Source organism: Pseudomonas sputi, assembly GCF_021603585.1.
GTDB classification, from domain to species: Bacteria; Pseudomonadota; Gammaproteobacteria; order Pseudomonadales; family Pseudomonadaceae; genus Aquipseudomonas; species Aquipseudomonas sputi.
In genome coordinates this window covers 42,676-60,409 of record NZ_BQHI01000026.1, presented here as the reverse complement: position 1 = coordinate 60,409, position 17,734 = coordinate 42,676, and the positions used below count along the sequence as shown (strand labels likewise).

General features: G+C 62.2%; 18 protein-coding genes. 15 read left to right on the top strand and 3 right to left on the bottom strand.

Translation table 11 applies throughout. The annotated features are described in order from the left end of the window. Positions 1–203 precede the first annotated feature (203 nt). The 8 genes from L6D81_RS24720 to L6D81_RS24685 all read left to right on the top strand — a co-directional run bounded on the left by L6D81_RS24720 (position 204) and on the right by L6D81_RS24685 (position 9,258). On the top strand, positions 204–809 hold the full coding sequence (locus tag L6D81_RS24720) for a DUF1120 domain-containing protein (RefSeq protein ID WP_236182297.1): 606 nt from the start codon (positions 204–206) through the stop codon (positions 807–809). 147 nt (positions 810–956) lie between these two features. Then, positions 957–1,664 (top strand): fimbria/pilus chaperone family protein, encoded by a 708-nt coding sequence (locus tag L6D81_RS24715; protein WP_236182296.1) that lies wholly within the window; start codon positions 957–959, stop codon positions 1,662–1,664. After that, entirely contained in the window at positions 1,664–4,087 is a 2,424-nt protein-coding gene (locus tag L6D81_RS24710) for a fimbria/pilus outer membrane usher protein (RefSeq protein ID WP_236182295.1), read from the top strand. Before L6D81_RS24715 ends, L6D81_RS24710 begins: the two co-directional genes overlap by 1 nt. A gap of 13 nt (positions 4,088–4,100) precedes the next feature. After that, complete coding sequence (locus L6D81_RS24705) at positions 4,101–4,640, top strand: DUF1120 domain-containing protein (protein ID WP_236182294.1); 540 nt, start codon at positions 4,101–4,103, stop codon at positions 4,638–4,640. A gap of 191 nt (positions 4,641–4,831) precedes the next feature. Further along, on the top strand, positions 4,832–5,482 hold the full coding sequence (locus L6D81_RS24700) for a DUF1120 domain-containing protein (RefSeq protein ID WP_236182293.1): 651 nt from the start codon (positions 4,832–4,834) through the stop codon (positions 5,480–5,482). 101 nt (positions 5,483–5,583) lie between these two features. After that, positions 5,584–6,294 carry a fimbria/pilus chaperone family protein gene (locus tag L6D81_RS24695; RefSeq protein ID WP_236182292.1) on the top strand — a complete coding sequence of 237 codons (711 nt, stop codon included), beginning with the start codon at positions 5,584–5,586 and terminating at the stop codon, positions 6,292–6,294. Then, positions 6,294–8,717, top strand: coding sequence for a fimbria/pilus outer membrane usher protein (locus L6D81_RS24690; RefSeq protein WP_236182291.1), 2,424 nt, complete (start codon positions 6,294–6,296; stop codon positions 8,715–8,717). The genes L6D81_RS24695 and L6D81_RS24690 overlap by 1 nt, the downstream gene beginning before the upstream one ends. A gap of 13 nt (positions 8,718–8,730) precedes the next feature. Continuing rightward, positions 8,731–9,258 carry a DUF1120 domain-containing protein gene (locus tag L6D81_RS24685; protein WP_236182290.1) on the top strand — a complete coding sequence of 176 codons (528 nt, stop codon included), beginning with the start codon at positions 8,731–8,733 and terminating at the stop codon, positions 9,256–9,258. Here the strand turns inward: L6D81_RS24685 and L6D81_RS24680 are convergent. After that, complete coding sequence (locus L6D81_RS24680; RefSeq protein WP_236182289.1) at positions 9,255–10,676, bottom strand: aminotransferase-like domain-containing protein; 1,422 nt, start codon at positions 10,674–10,676, stop codon at positions 9,255–9,257. The genes L6D81_RS24685 and L6D81_RS24680 overlap by 4 nt on opposite strands. 179 nt (positions 10,677–10,855) lie before the next feature. Here L6D81_RS24680 and L6D81_RS24675 point away from each other — a divergent pair, with 179 nt between their 5' ends. Continuing rightward, positions 10,856–11,101, top strand: coding sequence for a DUF1127 domain-containing protein (locus L6D81_RS24675; RefSeq protein WP_236182288.1), 246 nt, complete (start codon positions 10,856–10,858; stop codon positions 11,099–11,101). A 35-nt stretch (positions 11,102–11,136) separates the two neighbouring features. Here L6D81_RS24675 and L6D81_RS24670 read toward each other — a convergent pair whose 3' ends face one another. After that, positions 11,137–12,447 carry an NAD(P)/FAD-dependent oxidoreductase gene (locus L6D81_RS24670; RefSeq protein WP_236182287.1) on the bottom strand — a complete coding sequence of 437 codons (1,311 nt, stop codon included), beginning with the start codon at positions 12,445–12,447 and terminating at the stop codon, positions 11,137–11,139. A 145-nt stretch (positions 12,448–12,592) separates the two neighbouring features. On the opposite strand from L6D81_RS24670, the gene L6D81_RS24665 reads away from it, so the two are divergent. Continuing rightward, positions 12,593–12,946, top strand: coding sequence for a YkgJ family cysteine cluster protein (locus L6D81_RS24665; RefSeq protein ID WP_236182286.1), 354 nt, complete (start codon positions 12,593–12,595; stop codon positions 12,944–12,946). A gap of 61 nt (positions 12,947–13,007) precedes the next feature. Here the strand turns inward: L6D81_RS24665 and L6D81_RS24660 are convergent, their stop codons facing one another. Next, positions 13,008–13,496: an Lrp/AsnC ligand binding domain-containing protein gene (locus tag L6D81_RS24660; protein WP_003177284.1), complete on the bottom strand. Its 489-nt coding sequence runs from the start codon at positions 13,494–13,496 to the stop codon at positions 13,008–13,010. Positions 13,497–13,651: 155 nt separating this feature from the next. Here L6D81_RS24660 and dadA point away from each other — a divergent pair, with 155 nt between their 5' ends. The 5 genes from dadA to L6D81_RS24635 all read left to right on the top strand — a co-directional run bounded on the left by dadA (position 13,652) and on the right by L6D81_RS24635 (position 17,685). Further along, the gene (dadA, locus tag L6D81_RS24655) at positions 13,652–14,956 is read left to right on the top strand and encodes a D-amino acid dehydrogenase (RefSeq protein WP_007954487.1); all 1,305 of its coding nucleotides are present in this window, start codon (positions 13,652–13,654) and stop codon (positions 14,954–14,956) included. After that, entirely contained in the window at positions 14,928–15,281 is a 354-nt protein-coding gene (locus L6D81_RS24650) for a RidA family protein (RefSeq protein WP_039765240.1), read from the top strand. Before dadA ends, L6D81_RS24650 begins: the two co-directional genes overlap by 29 nt. Before the next feature lie 95 nt (positions 15,282–15,376). Further along, entirely contained in the window at positions 15,377–16,450 is a 1,074-nt protein-coding gene (alr, locus tag L6D81_RS24645) for an alanine racemase (RefSeq protein WP_236182308.1), read from the top strand. A gap of 88 nt (positions 16,451–16,538) precedes the next feature. Beyond that, entirely contained in the window at positions 16,539–17,087 is a 549-nt protein-coding gene (locus tag L6D81_RS24640; protein WP_003229444.1) for a cupin domain-containing protein, read from the top strand. 181 nt (positions 17,088–17,268) lie between these two features. After that, entirely contained in the window at positions 17,269–17,685 is a 417-nt protein-coding gene (locus L6D81_RS24635; protein WP_236182307.1) for a c-type cytochrome, read from the top strand. Positions 17,686–17,734: the final 49 nt, after the last annotated feature.

Genomic DNA, 17,734 nt, shown 5'->3' with positions numbered 1-17,734 from the left:
TGCGAATCGCGCTTTCGCCTTACATCGCTGCCGGGAGGCAATTGGAATAATGACAACGCTGATTTTGAAACAGGAATTTTCCTGTCTTTCAGTAGAAGACGCGTAGCTGGCTGTCATCTTTCGATTCTTATGGAGTGAGAATTTTCATGCGCAAGACCTTTCGTGCAATTGCTGTCGCAAGCACCTTGTTACCGGCAGGGGTCATGGCCGATAGCGCGGATCTGACGATCACGGGCTCGATTATTCCGACCTCGTGTACACCGGCCTTCACCGGCGGCAATACGGTCGACCTGGGAGACATTCCCGCCGGTTCTCTGAACCGGGATCGGCAGACCGAACTGCAAAACCGCAACATAACCCTGAGCATCAGTTGCTCCGCAGCCGCCCCCATGGCGATCAAGGTGCATGACAACCAGACTCATACACGACTGCCCGGGATTGTCGTCGATGGCTCCGACTGGGCCATGTACATCTACGGGATCGGTGAAGTCGCCGGGGCGAAGATCGGTGGCTACGGTCTGCGATTCGGCACACCCTCCGTCGACGGTCAGCCGTCGATGATCCTGTACAAGCAAGGAGACATGGCCAACTGGGACACTCCCGATACGGCAACGCTGGTCGGGAAATACACCGAAGGCGGCAACCTTCGGTACTCGTGGGGGGCGTCGTTGTCGGCAGGCCCGACACCTGGCACCGTGCATACGTTTCCCATGACGCTGGTCCCGGTCATCGGCCCGTCGTCGAGCCTGCCGATTACCTCCGAGTTCGCACTGAACGGGTCGGCTACGTTCGAGTTGCTTTACCTCTGAAGGGGCGCGTGACGGTGCCGGACCTGAGGCATACCAAGGCTTTGCAGTAACTCTCGACAGGCGTGGCCTGTCATTTCCAATCAACCTGATCGGCTGGCTCGTGGCCCGGCATTGCCGCCGGCTGCGCGCTCGCCTGTGGACAACGACATGAACGCGTTCGCACGCAACGCCATCACCCGTGTACTGCTGGTGTTCTTGCTGGGGCCCGGATCGATCCGGGCGGCGGGGATGGTTCCCGAAACGCCGGTGCTGGTGCTCGATGAAGGACTGGGTGAGGCGGGGATCAATGTGTTCAACAGCGAGCCTCATCCGGCGCTGCTGCATACTTCTGTCGAGGATGTGCCGCAAGACACCGAGCCGTTGCTTCTTCTGACGCCGCCGGTGGCCCGGGTCGAGCCCGGAGCCACCCAGCGTGTGCGATTCATTCTGCGCAGCGCTGAACCGCTGAAGACCGAGCGTCTCAAGCGTGTGGTGTTCGAAGGGATCGCGCCGCAGGATGCGACGGGCAAGGCGCAGGTCAGCCTGAGTGTGCGCCAGAACATCCCGGCGATCCTGCGGCCGGCAAAGCTGCCGGTCGACCGTGAGCCCTGGAAACATCTGGTCTGGTCACGTCAGGGCACTGAGGTCAAGGTGCGCAATCCCAGCCCGTATGTCGTGCGACTGGGCCATTCGGTGACGTTGTTGCCGGGTGGCAAGGAGATGGATCTGGGGCGCACCTATGTGTTGCCCGGCGAACAGCTGACCTTGAACGGGATGGCCGAGCCGAGCCATTTACAGCGTCAGGTACGGCTGTTTCCAGTGACCACTTACGGTTTCGCCATTGCGCACTTCGACGCTCCGTTGGTGACGGATTGATGCATCGAATGTGTCGCGCCGGCGCGGCGCTGATGATCGTTTTTGGCGCCGCTCCTGTCGTCAATAGCGCCGAGCATGTGTCCGTGCAGTTCAACCAGGCTGTACTGAAATCTCGCGGGCTGGATCCGCGCCTGGCCGAGTACTTCAGCCAGGCGCCGCGCTTTCGCGAGGGCGTGCAGGCCGTCACCCTGACGGTCAACGGCGTTCCCAAGGGACGGGTGCAGGTTACGTTCGATGCCGAAGGCGAATTGTGTTTCACCCCGTCACTGCTGGAGCGCGGCGATATCAGGGCAGTGGATCATGTTGAGTCGGCGGGTGGATCGGGGTGTGAACTGTTCGCTCGGTACTTTCCTGACGCTGTGGTGCAAGCCGATCCGTCGCAGGAACACATCGCCCTGCTGTTGCCCTCCGCTGTGCTGTTGCCCGAACGTCCGGCCCGTCGCAGCTTCCTGAACGGTGGTACGGCAGGCCTGTTCAACTACGATGCCTTATTGCTTGGCAACCGTTTCGCCGGCCAGTCATCGCAGTACCGGAACTTGAACGCTGAGCTGGGCCTGAATGCGGCGGACTGGTCGTTTCGCAGTCGTCAGGTGTACAGCGAGTTCGCCGGTCAGGATCGCCTCGAGCACCTGTATGCCTATGCCTCGCACACCTCGGAGCGCTATCAGGCCAACCTGCAACTGGGTCAGTTGAACATGGTTTCCCCGTTGTTTTCCGGCGAGGCTTTTAACGGCTTTCAGGTGCAGCCGGAACTTGCCTTGATGGCGCTGGACGATGACAGCTCCGGTGCGCGGGTTGAAGGCATTGCCTATTCCGCCGCGCGGATCGAAGTCACACAGAACGGTGCGCTGATCTACACCACGGTGGTGCCCGGTGGCCCGTTCACTCTGGTCGGTTTGCCGTTGCTCAGTCAGAGCGTGGATCTGGAAGTGACGGTGCATGAAGGAGACGGGCAGCAGCGGCGCTTCATCGTGCCGGCGACGCAGTTACGTGGCGGGATGACGGGACGGGCGGCCGGTTATGGGCTGGCGGTCGGCCAAGTGCGACGCTACGCCGGTGACGATCGAGATTCGCCGTCCTTTGCCGCTGCCAGCAAGGACTGGCGGCTGGGGGCGCGCGGGCAGGTTACGGCCGGCGCCATGCTCGGCACAGGCTATGAGTCGGTGGGCTGGGCGATGCAGGGCAGCATCGGCGATCGGCTGGTACTCGGTGGCCGACAGGTGATTTCCCGGGCGCAGGAACAGGCGGTGTCCGGCGCGCAGTTGCAGTGGACGGCCAGCGGTCTGTTGAGCGAGAGGTTGTCGGCGAGTGTTGCGCTGACCCAACAGACCCAGGGTTTCCGCACGCTGTCGGATACCACCTGGGACTCGCACAATGATCAGCCGTTTCAGCGGGTACGCAATCAACTGACGGCCAATCTCAGCACCAGCAGTCCGATGTACGGCGGCCTCTCCGCCAGCTACTCGCGGTACTCCTTGCTTGACGGGACGGCCACTTCAAGAGCCGCCCTGGCCTGGTCGCAGAGCATTCGGCGGGCCAATGTGACATTGTCGGTTGAGCGCGATGTTGCCGGGGCGCCGGACGATGCGCGTGGCACCGCGGCTTATCTGAGTGTCAGTCTGCCGTTGGGTGTGCGGCAGACGTTGCGCGGCTATGTGCGCAACGACGATGTGGGCGGCACCCGCAGCGGCCTGAGATTCAATGAACAGCTCAGCGACACACTGGCCTACAGCATCGGCGCCGAACGGCCGGATAACGGTAGCGCCGGGTTCAACGGGCGGGTCAATCTGTTGCCCCACTACAGTCAGATGGACATGGGCTATTCCCGCAGCGGTGCCGGTAACCAGAACTATGACCTCGGCTTTCGCGGCGGTGCGCTGATCCATGGTGAGGGCGTGACCCTGTCGCCCTATCCACTGCGCGAAACCTTCGCCTTGCTCAAGGCCGGCGACAGTGCCGGCGTCAAGCTGAACACCCCGCGCGGCCCGGTCTGGACCGACTATTCCGGGCGCGCCGTGGCGGCGAGTCTGCCGGCGTACAGCACAGGCCGGGTCGAACTCGATACGGCCAGCCTGGGGCGCAATGTCGATGTGCACAACGCTTACCTGGAAGTCGAAGCCGGGCGTGGTGCGGTAGCGACGCTTGCATTCGACATGGTCACCGCGCGGCGCCTGCTGTTACAGGCGCGTTCCGCCGACAACGTTCTTCTGCGCAAGGGGGGAGCCGTTTTCGACGCGCAGGGGCAGTACATCACCAACGTACTGGAAGCCGGCACGATCTTTTTGCCCGATGTCCGACCGGACACGATTTTGCACGTGGTGCTGCCCGATGGCAGTCGCTGTCGGCTGTCCTACGACCTCGGCGAACAACCCGACACGCACGCGCTGTACGAAACGGCGCAAGCCACCTGCCACGCGGTTTAAGGAGTCAGTCACCATGCATCGTTTGAATACCGGCACGATCGGTCTGGCATTGCTCGGTACCGTGTTTGTCGCCGATCAGTCGCAGGCGCAGTCGGACTGTGCCGTCAGACTGGGGCAGCCTTCAGTCGATTTTGGAGCGATGACGCGCGGTCAGTTGCTGCAACAGCCACTGGAAAATGACCAGTTGAGTTTCGGGCGCCGGCGGGTGCAGATCACCGTTCAGTGTGACCGGGCAGGACCGCTGCGACTTGACCTGGCGGCGCCTGCGGCGGGTGCCGTGGACTATCGGTTTGGCGCCGGGGCGTTGAGGGTTCAGGTGGTGGCTGTGCGGGTGGATGGCAAGGCTGTGCAGTGGCTTGGATTTGAACCGGGTGTCGCATCCGGTGCAGTCTGGCCCGCCGGGCAAAGCCTGATTCCTGCGCGGGCGGGCGTCGCCCTGGAAGGGCAGCGCATGGACGTCGACGTAGAGTTTGAAGGGCGGGTCGGGTCAGCGCAGACCCGGGTTGCCGATCTGACCCGGTTCGAGATCGATGCGCGCTTTCAAGCAAACTGAAACATTTGGCTACGGCAGCGTAGGACCCCACCACCGAGCACAAATTACCTATTAATCCAGTCGTGATTTCGCTGTTTGAGCGCCACTATTTCCTACAGATTTATCTCTCATAAGCCGCAATCATCAGCCCGCTTACTTACATACCAGGTTTGTAGGGACTGAACTGTCAATCAAATGGAAGATTACGGCTTATGAAAAAGACATCCCGTCTTGCGGTACTGGCGGCAGCGTTGCTGCCAACGTTGGCGATGGCAGAAAGCGTTGACCTGAATGTCATCGGTACCATTATTCCGACCTCGTGCATTCCGGCCTTTGCCGGGGGCAGCACGGTGGATCTGCGCAAGATTTCGGCGGCGACGCTGAATCCAACCACCCAGACACTGTTGGCCGGTCGCGACGTATCGCTGCACATCAATTGCGATGCACCGGCTCCGGTGGAAGTGTCGGTGCGCGATAACCGGGCTGGCACCAAGCTGCCGGGTATCAGTGATGGCGCCGGGCAAAGCGATCCGGCGCTGTTTTACGGGTTGGGTGAAATCAACGGTACGCGTATTGGCGGTTTCGCCTTGCGTCACGGCATTCCGGAGACCGACGGCAATGCCCAGACACTGCTGACCCGGACGCTGGCGGCCCCGGCATGGCGTGTGCCGACCAGTACGCTGGTCAGCAATGCGCCGCAGTTGTACTCGTGGGGCGCCAGCGCTGCGACCGGTCCCGTTGCCGCTCGTCACCACGGTTTCCCGATGCACCTGCTGCCGATCATCGGCCCAAGCAACGCCCTGCCGATTGCCAACGAAATCCCGCTGGATGGCTCCGTGACATTCGACATGTTCTACCTCTGACGGATGCGTCCCGGTACCTCTCAGGCACCGGGACGGACTGGCTCATGCGAGCGCGGTCCGGCACCTGCCGGATCGCATCCAGGATTTCACGGATTATCCCGATGCCCATTTCTTTCAAGTCTGTTTTCAAGACGGCACCGCTGTGCCTGTCCGCATGGTTTTCAGTGCCTCTGGTCCACGCCGCCGGAATGGTTCCACAGACGCCGGTGCTGTTGGTGGAGGAGGGCATGGGTGAAGCGGTGATGAACGTGCGCAATACCGATACGCAACCTGCATTGCTGCACACCACCGTTGAGGACATCGAAGACAGCGACGACGTACTGCTGATCTTCACCCCACCCATTGCCCGGGTCGAACCCGACGGCATTCAGCAAGTGCGATTCATTCTGCAAAACCGGCAACCGTTGAAGGTGGAACGTCTGAAACGGGTGATCTTCGAGGGAATCAGCCCGGCCAGTGACGCCGCCGGAGCGCGGGTTACTCTCGGTGTACGCCAGAACTTGCCGGTGATTTTGCGTCCTGCCGGGTTGCCGGTCGAACGTGAACCCTGGAAGCGACTGACCTGGTCAATGGATGCCGCAGGTGTGCAGGTCGTCAATCCGAGCCCCTATGTTGTGCGGCTGGCGAAAACCATTGTGCCTCTGCCGGGCACCCGCTCGGTGAATCTCCCAAAGACCTACATCTTGCCCGGCGAGCGCCTGCACGCTGATCTACCCTTGCACGCCTCGGCACAGACGATGGCGGTGAGGATTTTTCCGGCCACGACCTACGGCTTTGCTGTCGATCATTACGATGCGCCGGTTACTCGCTGATGAGAGTCTGCGTTCGTTGGGGCGTGTGGCTGCTCGCGGTCAACGGTACCGCGCTGGCGACCGAGTCACTGGAGTTCGACGCTCAAGTGTTGAGAGACCGTGGCATCGATCCTGCGCTGGCGGCGTACTTTCGTGAGGCGCCGCGCTTCACCCAAGGCGAGCATTCCGTGGCGCTTGAGGTCAACGGACAAGCCCGAGGCCGTGTGCGGGTGTCGTTCAACGAGCGCGGCGAATTGTGCCTGCACCCCCAGTGGCTGAACGCCGCCGGCGTGCGTCCGCCACCCTCGATGGACAAGCTGCGACCGGCGCAGTGCATGACGCTGGCACGGGGATTTCCCGAAGCGGTCGTGCAGCTGGACCCGGGACGCGAACTGATTGACCTGCGGGTACCCACCGACAGTCTGATGTTGCCGGAGCGCGCGCCAAACAACTTCGCCCATGGTGGTACGGCCGGCGTCTTCAACTATGACGCGTTGATGGTCGGCAGCCAGCATGAAGGCCGGCACGACAGGTTTCAAAGCCTGGGGTCGGAGCTTGGTCTGAATGCCGGGGACTGGGTGTTGCGCAGCCGGCAGTCCTACACATCGACCTCCGGCCACTCGCGGTTCGAGCACCTGTATGCCTACGGTGCGCGAACCCTGGAGGACGCCGAAGCCAGTCTGCAGGTCGGGCAATTGAATCTCGCGTCGACCTTGTTTGCCGGTGAGTCATTCACCGGTGTGCAGATCCTGCCGGAAGCGGCATTCACGCAATTACGAACAGCGCAGGACGGCGCGCGCGGGCAGGTGGAGGGAGTCGCATATTCGCCGGCTCGGATCGAAGTCCGGCAGAACGGCGTGATGATCTACACCACTATGGTGCCGAGTGGGCCGTTCACGCTGCGAGCGCTGCCGTTGCTGAGCAACCGGATTGATCTGGAAGTGACTGTCCACGAACAGGATGGACAGGCGCGGCGCTTGCGGGTGCCGGCAGCCAGCCTCCACGAAGCGCAATGGGCCGGACCGAGCGGGTTCAACTTTGCGCTGGGCACGGTGCGACGGCTGGGCTCGGACGACCGACAGACGCCTTCTTTCACCGCCTTCAGCAAGGACTGGGATTGGGGACAGGCCACGCGGCTTACTGCCGGCGTGCTCGCGGCAACCGACTATCTGTCAACAGGCTGGGGCCTGCAGCGGCAGTGGGCCGGCGGCTACGCACTGGGCGTGAAGCAGGTGCTGTCCGATGAACGCTCCCGTGGCGTGGGGGGCAGCCAGACGCAACTGACGCTCAGTGCGCCGCTGTCCGAGCACCTGTCGACGAGCCTGGTTGCCGTGCGCCAGAGTCGGAATTTTCGCACGCTGTCAGACACAGGTTGGGATCAGAACCTTCACCGGGCCGAATCCCCCGGTCGCGATCATCTGGTTTTTTCTGTCACAGGCTCGGTGGATCAATGGGGCGCATTCGGGGCGACCTGGTCGCGATATTCGACCCAGGGTGAACCGTCGCAGTCGCGTCTTGGCCTGTCGTGGTCGCGCACATTGCCTGAGCGCATCAGCCTGTCATTAAACCTGGAGCGTGCTATCGGCGACACGGCGCCCGATCGCCTGGGTAACTCCGCTTACCTGACGCTGGGAATGGCGCTGGGTGGCCAGCGAAGACTGCGCGGCTATTTGCGCCGTGATGATCGATCCGGCGTGCGCCGGGGCGTGGCTGTCAGCGATGTACTGAGTGAAAACCTGGCCTACAACGCCAACGCCGAATACCGCGATGAGACGGCGGCCGGTTACGGAGTACGTTTCACTGCGCTGCCGCGCTACACCAGCCTGGACGTTGGCGTCGGCCAGCGATCCGGCGCGACCGATTACGACGTGGGGCTGCGCGGTGGTGTGGCGTTGCATCGCAATGGCGCAACGTTGTCACCCTATCCCCTGCGCGACACCTTCGGCGTACTCAAGGCCGGTGATCGATCGGGCGTGAAACTGAACACGCCTCAAGGACCGGTCTGGACCGATGGCTCGGGCCGGGCAGTCGCGGCGAGCCTGCCGGCCTGGTCGACGGCGCGGCTGGAAGTCGACCCGCTCAGCCTGTCGCGCAACGTTGAAGTACTCGACGGGGTGAAGGAAGTGCAGCCGGCACGAGGCTCGGTGCAGCATCTGGACTTCTCCCTCGTGACCGTCCGGCGATTGTTGCTCAACGCGATGACCGTCGACCGGCAATGGCTGGCTAAGGGGCTGAGCGTTCACGACGAACAGGGCCGCTACCTGACAACGGTCCAGGACGGCGGAGCGATTTTTCTGCCTGACGCAAAAGCGGGTCAACGGCTACATGTGCAGCTTCCTGACAACACGCGGTGCGAGTTGCGTTTCCCGCTTTCCGAATTTCCTGAAGACAGCGCGCTCATCGAGCGGGTCGATGCCACCTGCGCCCCGGCCGAGCTGTCCTGAACGAGCACATCTGATGAAATTTCTGCCGGTTCTGATCGTCTTGCTGTGCCTGTTATTTCAACCGGTGTGGGGCGCTGAAACATGTCAGTCGAGCCTGTCGCCCGCCAGCGTGAACCTGGGGAGCGCGACGCGCGCCGAGCTGCTGCAACGTGCGGCGCTTGATGGCCGGGGACCGGGTTTTGGCCTGCGTAGCGTGCACCTGCGGGTGCAGTGTCCCGATGTGCGCTTGATGCGCTGGGCATTTGTCGCGCCCCCCGCCGATCCGCAGCGTTTCCGTTGGGCGGCGGGCACGCTGCAATTACGCATAGTGGCCGTGCGTCTGGACGGTGTGGCGGTGCACTGGCGCCTGGACAGCGGCCAGTCGGTCGAAGGCGATTTCCTGCGCCCGGGCATCCACGTCGTCCCATGGCGGGCGGATGCCGGTGCCCGGGGCAGCCGGCTGGAGGTGGAGCTCGAGCTCGATGCGCGAGTCGATGACGCCTCAAGCCGCCCCGTCGATCCGGTGCGGTTTGAAGGGCAGGGCGCTTTTACGGTGGATTAATCGGTCTCGGCCAACAGCTTGATCGCGGCCGCGCCGACCTTGCGCACCGCCTCTTCGATCAGCGCTGTCGGTTTGGCCGCGTAGTTCATGCGCAGGCAATTGCGGTACTTGCCCGAGGCGGAAAAGATGCTGCCGACGGCAATCTGTACGCCTTGATCGTGCAGCGCACGATTGAGTTTCAGCGTATCGAAACCTTCCGGCAGTTCGACCCAGAGCATGAAACTGCCTTGCGGACGGCTGGCGCGGGTGCCGGCCGGGAAGTATCGCGTGACCCAGTCGATCATCACGTCGCGATTACGCTGGTATTGCGTGCGCATCCGCCGCAAATGCGGTTCGAAGTGCCCGGCCTTGAGAAATTCGGCGATGGCGATCTGCGGTTGCGGTGCTGTGGAGCCAGTGCTGATGTATTTCATGTGCAGCACGCGCTCGAGATAGCGACCCGGCGCGACCCAGCCGATGCGCAGTCCTGGCGCGAGGGTCTTGGAAAACGAACTGCACAGCAGCACGCGGCCGTCTTCGTCGAAGGATTTGATCGTGCGCGGACGTGGGTAGGTGTAGGCCAGTTCGCCATACACATCGTCCTCGATGATCGCCACGTCGAAGCGCTGGGCCAGGTTGAGCAGGGCGCGTTTGCGCGACTCCGGCATGATGTAGCCGAGCGGGTTGTTGCAGTTGGGCGTGAGCTGGATGACCTTGATCGGCCATTGCTCCAGCGCCAGTTCCAGCGCTTCGAGGCTGATGCCGGTGAGCGGATCGGTGGGGATTTCCAGGGCTTTCATGCCCAGCCCCTTGAGGGTCTGCATGGCGCCGTGAAAGCTTGGCGAATCCACCGCGACGATGTCACCGGGCTCGCAGATCGCGTGGATGCTGGTGGACAGCGCTTCGTGGCAACCGGTGGTGACTACCAGATCGCTGGCGCTCAACTGGCATCCGGAATCGAGCATCAGCCGGGCGATCTGCTCGCGCAGTTCGAGGGTGCCGTGGATGTTGTCGTAATGCAGACCGGGCATGTCCTGACGGCGGCTGATACGGGCCAGCCCGCGCAGCAGCGGTTTCATCGTCGGCGAGCTGATGTCCGGCATGCCGCGACCGAGTTGCACCACGTCCTTGCGCGGCACGGCGCGAATCAGTTCCAGCACCTGATCCCACTGGGAAATCTCCACCGGGCGTTGCGCCGGACGCCCGATCGCCGGTAGCTCCGGCAACTCACGACCGACCGGCACGAAGTACCCGGACTTCGGTTTCGGCGTAGCCAGACCGCTGTCTTCCAGCATCCGATAGGCCTGCTGCACCGTGCTCAGACTGACTCCGTGTTCGACACTCAGGGCACGTACCGACGGCAGTCGGTCGCCGGGACGGTAGAAGCCTTGTTCGATGCGCGTGCCGAGCAGCTCGGCGAGGTTTACATACAGGGTCATGACGCTGCCTCGGTGCAGGTGATTCGGTAAACCGGTACAGATGCGAGAAAAATCGACAATTCAGAGCTTCAGATGGTCAATCTGTATGGAAGTAATACAGATGTGTTGAATCTGTAATGCTTTTGCTCGCCCGCGCATCATGGAATCTCTGGCTACCCAAGTAAACAGGAGCAATGAAAATGAACGGCTTGAGCGATGTGCGGCTGACGTTACACAGTCAGGAACTGGAGGCAGGGCAACAGGACAATGCGCGCAACGAGAGCATGCGCAACGCACCGTCCGGCCTGAGTCGCTGGAACCTGTTCTGGCATCGTCTGCACACGCGCAAGGCGTTGCTGCGCCTGACGCCGGAGCAGCTCAAGGACATCGGGCTGACCCGCGAGCAGGCGCTGGAGGAGGGGTTGAAGCCGTTCTGGCGGATCTAGAAAGGATCGTTCCCATGCCCTGCGTGGGAACGATGTCAGACCAACTCTTTCAATCGATGCCACAACATCCCCAACGCCAGCAGCGGCGAGCGCAGATGCTTGCCGCCGGGGAAGGTGATGTGTGGCACTTTGGCGAACAGGTCGAAGCCGCCGCCGTGCTGACCGCTGATGGCCTCGGCCAGCAGTTTGCCCGCCAGGTGCGTGGCATTCACGCCATGGCCGGAATAGGCCTGGGCGTAATACACGTTCGGTTGCTCGGCGAGCCGGCCAATCTGCGGCAGACGGTTGGCACCGATGCCGATCATCCCGCCCCACTGATAATCAATCTTCACCGAAGCCAGTTGCGGAAACACTTCCAGCATCTTTGGCCGCATATAGGCGCCGATGTCCTTCGGATCACGCCCCGAGTAGTGACAAGCGCCGCCGAACAACAGGCGCCGGTCTGCCGAGAGCCGGTAATAATCCAGCGCCACCCGCTGGTCGCAGACCGCCATGTTCTGTGGCAGCAGGTTGTGGGCCTGTTCTTCGCTCAGCGGTTCGGTGGCGATGATGTAGCTGCCCGCCGGCAACACCTTGCCGCTGAGTTGCGAATTGAGGTCGTTGAGATAGGCATTGCAGCCGAGCACCAGGGTTTTCGCCCGCACCGAACCTTGTGCCGTGTGCACCCGGACTTCAGGGCCGTATTCGATGCGGGTAACCGCCGATCGCTCGAACAGCTTCACCCCCAGTTGCTGCGCTGCTGCGGCTTCGCCGAGTGCCAGGTTCAGTGGGTGCAGATGTCCCGAGCCCATGTCGATCAGGCCACCGACGTAGCGTCTGGAGCCGACCACGGTGTGCATTTCGTTCGCTTGCAGCAGACGGGTTTCGTAGCGATAACCGAGGCCGCGCAGCTCTTCGGCGTCTTCGGTAAAGCCTTCCAGGTCGGAAGGTTTGTTGGCGAGGTCGCAGTAACCCCAGGTCAGGTCGCAGGGGATCTGAAATTTTTCGACGCGCTGGCGGACGATTTCCACCGCCTCCAGGCCCATGAGTTTCATTTGACGTACGCCGTCGGTGCCGATCACGTTGGCGAACTGATCAAGGCCGTGACCGACCCCGCGAATCAATTGCCCGCCGTTGCGACCGCTGGCGCCCCAGCCGATCCGGTGCGCCTCGAGCAACACCACGCTCATGCCGCGTTCAGCCAATTCCAGCGCGGTGTTCAGCCCGGAGAAACCGCCGCCGACCACGCACGCGTCGGCGATCAGTTCACCTTGCAACACCGGATGGTCGGGTTGCGGCAGGCTGCTGGCGGCGTAATAAGAGGCAACGTGGGGTTGGCTCGCGGAGGCGTGGGCGCGGGCATTCATGGGCGTCATCCTGAGCGGGTGTCGAGAAAATTTGACGGAGCATAAGCCGCAGGCCCGAGGCCGGGCAACATTGGTCGGGCGGTGGTGTCTGGATCACGGCTTTTGCGGCACAATTGCCGCCTATTTCGCTCCGGTTACCGCTGCTATGAGCTGCAACAGCCAGAAAATCCGCGCCCTGCGTCAGCAGATTCCCACGTTCGAGTGCGTGCCTGGCTGTCATGACTGCTGCGGGCCGGTCACCACGTCGCCCGAGGAAATGGCCCGCCTGCCGCGCAAGACCCGCGCCGAACAGGACGCGGCCATGGAAGAGCTTAACTGTGTGCACCTGGGGCCGAATGGCTGCACGGTGTATGACGAACGGCCGCTGATCTGCCGGTTGTTCGGAACGACGCAGACCTTGCCGTGCCCCAACGGCCGGCGCCCGGTGGAGCTGATTCACCCGCGGGTCGAGAAGCAGGTGTTCGAGTACATGGCCGAAAACCGGCAAGTGCTGGTCTGACTCTGTTCGTTCCCTCGCTCTGCGTGGGAACGATCCAGTGGGCAGGTGCTGGTGTGAGCGATCAATCCGGAATCGGCAGGCTCAGGCTCTCTTTCACTTCTTCCATCACGATGTAGCTCTTGGATTCGCGCACGTGCGGCAACTTGAGCAGGATGTCGCCCAGCAGCTTGCGGTACGAGGCCATCTCGGAAATCCGCGCCTTCACCAGATAGTCGAAATCCCCTGACACCAGATGGCATTCGAGTACGTGGGGCAATTTCAGCACCGCACGTCGGAACTCTTCGAAAGTATCGCCGGATTTGTAGTCGAGGCTGATCTCGACGAACACCAGCAGACTACCCTTCAAGTGCTGCGGATTCAGGCGGGCGTTGTAGCCCATGATGATCCCCTCGCGCTCCAGGCGTCGCACCCGCTCCGTACACGGTGTGGTGGAGAGCCCGACCTTCTCGCCCAGTTCGGTGAATGAAATCCGCCCGTCCGCCTGCAGGATACGCAAGATGTTGCGGTCGATCTTGTCCAGCTCACGTTTGGTCTGAGTGTTGGTTCGCATAGGGGATGCGCCTCCGTGAAAAGGGTTTTTGCCGAGAATTGTCGCCAAATATAGGCGCTTATACAGTGAAAAGCACTGGCAAATCTTTTTTACACTGCGCGCATCATTGCTCTGACAACACACATGCGCGGCACGCCGCGATGAGGGATACAAAAATGCGCGTTATGGTCTTGGGTAGCGGCGTCATCGGTACCGCCAGTGCTTACTATCTGGCCCGTGCCGGGTTTGAAGTGGTGGTGGTCGACCGGCAGCCCGCCGCGGCCATGGAGACCAGTTTCGCCAACGCCGGCCAGGTCTCGCCGGGCTACGCCTCGCCGTGGGCTGCGCCGGGCGTGCCGCTCAAGGCCATCAAATGGCTGCTGCAACGCCACGCGCCGCTGGCGATCAAGGCCACCGCCGACATCGACCAGTACCTGTGGATGGCGCAGATGCTGCGCAACTGCACCGCCAACCGTTACGCGGTGAACAAGGAGCGCATGGTGCGTCTGTCCGAGTACAGCCGCGACTGCCTCGACGAATTGCGCGCCGAAACCGGCATTGCCTACGAAGGCCGCAGCCTCGGTACGACCCAGCTGTTCCGCACCCAGGCGCAACTGGATAACGCCGCCAAGGACATCGCTGTATTGAAAGAATCCGGTGTGCCGTTTGAAGTGCTCGACCGCGCTGGCATTGCCCGCGTCGAACCGGCGCTGGCGGGTGTCACCGATATCCTCGCCGGTGCCCTGCGCCTGCCGAACGACCAGACCGGCGACTGCCAGATCTTCACCACCCGCCTCGCCGAAATGGCCACCAAACTGGGTGTGGAATTCCGCTTCGGCCAGGACATCCAGCGCCTCGACTTCGCCGGTGACCGCATCAATGGCGTGTGGATCGACGGCAAGCTGGAAACCGCCGACCGCTACGTGCTGGCCCTCGGCAGCTACTCGCCGCAACTGCTCAAGCCGCTGGGCATCAAGGCCCCGGTGTATCCGTTGAAGGGCTACTCGCTGACCGTGCCGATCACCAACCCGGCGATGGCCCCGACGTCGACCATTCTCGACGAGACCTACAAGGTTGCGATCACCCGTTTCGACAACCGCATCCGCGTCGGCGGCATGGCGGAGATCGCCGGTTTTGACCTGTCGCTGAACCCGCGTCGGCGCGAAACCCTGGAGATGATCGTCAACGACCTTTATCCTCAGGGCGGCAACCTGGCCGAAGCGAGCTTCTGGACCGGCCTGCGTCCAACCACCCCGGACGGCACGCCGATCGTCGGTGCCACCCCGTTCAAGAACCTGTTCCTGAACACCGGTCACGGCACCCTCGGCTGGACCATGGCGTGCGGCTCCGGTCGCTTGCTGGCCGATCTGATGGCGAAGAAAAAACCGCAGATCAGCGCCGAAGGCCTCGACATTTCCCGTTATGGCAACACCACCCAGGAGTCCGCAAAGCATGGCAATCCAGCGCCAGCTCACCAATGAGCGCATGAGTCAGATCGTCAGCCACAACGGTACGGTGTATCTGTCCGGGCAGGTCGGCGATGACTTCAACGCCGGTGTCGAACAGCAGACCCGCGACGTCCTCGCCAACATCGAGCGCCTGCTTGATCTGGCCGGCACCGACAAACAGCATCTGCTGTCGGCGACGATCTACCTGAACGACATCGAGGCGCACTTTGCCGGCATGAATTCGGTATGGGATCAGTGGCTGCCCAAAGGCGCCGCCCCGGCCCGCGCCACGGTCGAAGCGAAGATGGCCAAGCCAAGCATCCTGGTCGAGATTTCCATCGTCGCCGCGTTGCCGTAACCCGTTGTAAAGATCCCTCTCCCGGTGCTGTTGGCGGTTCACGCCGCCAGCCAGCGCCGGTTTTTATTCCCATGACCGCCAAGAAGTCTGCTGCCATGCGTCCTGCCCGTGCCCTGATCGACCTTCAAGCCCTGCGTCACAACTACCGTATCGCCCGTGAAGTCACCGGTGCCAAGGCACTGGCGGTGATCAAGGCCGATGCCTATGGCCACGGCGCGGTGCGTTGCGCCCAGGCGCTGGAGGCTGAGGCGGACGGTTTTGCAGTGGCGTGCATCGAAGAAGCCCTGGAGCTGCGTGCCGCCGGGATTCGCGCGCCGGTGCTGTTGCTCGAAGGCTTTTTCGAGGCCGAGGAACTGGCGCTGATCGTCGAGCACGATTTCTGGTGCGTGGTGCATTCGCTGTGGCAGCTCGAGGCAATCGAGCAGGCGGCGTTGAGCAAACCGATCACCGTGTGGCTGAAGCTCGATTCGGGCATGCATCGGGTGGGCCTGCATCCGAAGGACTACCTGTCGGCTTATCAGCGTTTGCTGGCCAGCGGCAAAGTGGCAAAAGTCGTGCTGATGAGCCACTTCGCCCGGGCCGATGAACTGCACGAGCAGAGCAGCGCCGAGCAGGTCGCGGTATTCGAAGCGGCGCGTCAGGGCCTGGCGGCCGAAGTCAGCCTGCGCAACTCGCCGGCCGTGCTGGGCTGGCCGCAGATTCACAGCGACTGGGTGCGTCCGGGCATCATGCTTTACGGCGCCACCCCGTTCGAAGAAGCCAACGCTGTGGCCGATCGCCTGCAACCGGTGATGACGCTGGAATCGAAAGTCATCAGCGTACGCGAACTGCCGGCCGGCGAGCCGGTGGGTTACGGTGCGAAATTCATCACCGACAAACCGATGCGCATCGGTGTGGTTGCCATGGGTTATGCCGACGGTTATCCGCGTCAGGCACCGACCGGCACCCCGGTGCTGGTGGCCGGTCAACGCAGCCGCATTCTTGGCCGGGTCTCGATGGACATGCTGTGCATCGACCTGACTGACGTGCCACAGGCCGGCCTCGGTTCGACCGTCGAGTTGTGGGGCAAGAACATCCTCGCCAGCGACGTGGCGAAGTGGGCGGACACCATTCCGTACCAGATCTTCTGCAACCTGCGCCGGGTGCCAAGGCTCTATTCCGAGGGTTGAAGCGCAAGCGGGGCCCAAGTGTTGTAAATACTGAACGCTGTCGCCATGATAACGCTCAATATTTCTACAACATCTGGAGGCTCCAGCCTTGGACGTCGGTGAACGACTGCAATCGATCCGCAAGCTCAAAGGGCTTTCCCAGCGTGAACTCGCCAAGCGCGCGGGCGTCACCAACAGCACCATTTCGATGATCGAAAAGAACAGCGTCAGCCCTTCGATCAGTTCGCTGAGGAAGGTTCTGGGCGGGATTCCCATGTCCATGGTCGAGTTCTTTTCCGAAGAGATCCTGCAGGAAAAACCGACCCAGATCGTCTACAAGGCCAACGAGCTGATCGACATTTCCGACGGCGCCGTGACCATGAAACTGGTCGGCCGCGCGCACCCGAGTCGGGCCATCGCGTTCCTCAATGAAATCTACCCGCCGGGCGCCGACACCGGCGAAGAAATGCTCACCCACGAAGGCGAAGAAACCGGGATTCTGGTGGAAGGGCGCCTGGAACTGGTGGTGGGTCTTGAAACTTTTATCCTCGAAGCCGGCGACAGCTACTACTTTGAAAGTACCAAGCCGCATCGTTTCCGCAATCCGTTCGATGCACCGGCGCGACTAATCAGCGCAGCCACGCCGGCGAATTTTTAAACCAAGAGGCGCCAGGCCATACGGCGAAGGCGCCCGAAACGTTTTTCCACAGCGCGATATAACCCCTTCGACTTTGGGGTTGTTTCAGTGAAGCGGGCTAACCGCTATACTTGCGCCCGCCTGCGAACCGTGGCCGCAGGCGTGAATAGCCACCATTGAGGGTGAACGCGTGAATCTAATTATGAAAATGCTGGCTGCACCAGCAACCGTACTGGCCCTCTGGGCTGTCAGCGCTCAAGCTGCGACGAATGACGACATTGCCAAACGCCTCGAGCCGGTCGGCCAGGTGTGTGTTCAAGGGCAAGAGTGCAAGGGGATGGAAGTCGCTGCTTCGGCAGGCGGCGGTGGCGGCGCCAAGACGCCGGACGAAGTGATTGCCAAGCATTGCAACGCTTGCCACGGCTCCGGCCTGTTGGGCGCACCGAAAATCGGTGACACCGCGGCCTGGAAAGAGCGCGCCGATCACCAGGGCGGCCTCGACGGCATCCTGGCCAAGGCCATCACCGGCATCAACGCCATGCCGCCAAAAGGCACCTGCGCCGACTGCACCGATGAAGAGCTCAAGGGCGCCATCCAGAAGATGTCCGGCCTGAAATAAGCCGCGCTTCTGACGAAAAAAACCGTCTCCGGACGGTTTTTTTGTGTCC

Bases quoted from the DNA above. Each gene is read 5' to 3' on its own strand.
- L6D81_RS24635 (WP_236182307.1), top strand. From the start codon at position 17,269: ATGAAAATGCTGGCTGCACCAGCAACCGTACTGGCCCTCTGGGCTGTC.
- L6D81_RS24715 (WP_236182296.1), top strand. From the start codon at position 957: ATGAACGCGTTCGCACGCAACGCCATCACCCGTGTACTGCTGGTGTTC.
- L6D81_RS24690 (WP_236182291.1), top strand. From the start codon at position 6,294: ATGAGAGTCTGCGTTCGTTGGGGCGTGTGGCTGCTCGCGGTCAACGGT.
- dadA (WP_007954487.1), top strand. From the start codon at position 13,652: ATGCGCGTTATGGTCTTGGGTAGCGGCGTCATCGGTACCGCCAGTGCT.
- L6D81_RS24675 (WP_236182288.1), top strand. From the start codon at position 10,856: ATGAACGGCTTGAGCGATGTGCGGCTGACGTTACACAGTCAGGAACTG.
- L6D81_RS24650 (WP_039765240.1), top strand. From the start codon at position 14,928: ATGGCAATCCAGCGCCAGCTCACCAATGAGCGCATGAGTCAGATCGTC.
- L6D81_RS24710 (WP_236182295.1), top strand. From the start codon at position 1,664: ATGCATCGAATGTGTCGCGCCGGCGCGGCGCTGATGATCGTTTTTGGC.
- L6D81_RS24680 (WP_236182289.1), bottom strand. From the start codon at position 10,676: ATGACCCTGTATGTAAACCTCGCCGAGCTGCTCGGCACGCGCATCGAA.
- L6D81_RS24720 (WP_236182297.1), top strand. From the start codon at position 204: ATGGCCGATAGCGCGGATCTGACGATCACGGGCTCGATTATTCCGACC.
- L6D81_RS24685 (WP_236182290.1), top strand. From the start codon at position 8,731: ATGAAATTTCTGCCGGTTCTGATCGTCTTGCTGTGCCTGTTATTTCAA.
- L6D81_RS24705 (WP_236182294.1), top strand. From the start codon at position 4,101: ATGCATCGTTTGAATACCGGCACGATCGGTCTGGCATTGCTCGGTACC.
- L6D81_RS24665 (WP_236182286.1), top strand. From the start codon at position 12,593: ATGAGCTGCAACAGCCAGAAAATCCGCGCCCTGCGTCAGCAGATTCCC.
- L6D81_RS24670 (WP_236182287.1), bottom strand. From the start codon at position 12,447: ATGAATGCCCGCGCCCACGCCTCCGCGAGCCAACCCCACGTTGCCTCT.
- L6D81_RS24660 (WP_003177284.1), bottom strand. From the start codon at position 13,496: ATGCGAACCAACACTCAGACCAAACGTGAGCTGGACAAGATCGACCGC.
- L6D81_RS24695 (WP_236182292.1), top strand. From the start codon at position 5,584: ATGCCCATTTCTTTCAAGTCTGTTTTCAAGACGGCACCGCTGTGCCTG.
- L6D81_RS24700 (WP_236182293.1), top strand. From the start codon at position 4,832: ATGAAAAAGACATCCCGTCTTGCGGTACTGGCGGCAGCGTTGCTGCCA.
- alr (WP_236182308.1), top strand. From the start codon at position 15,377: ATGCGTCCTGCCCGTGCCCTGATCGACCTTCAAGCCCTGCGTCACAAC.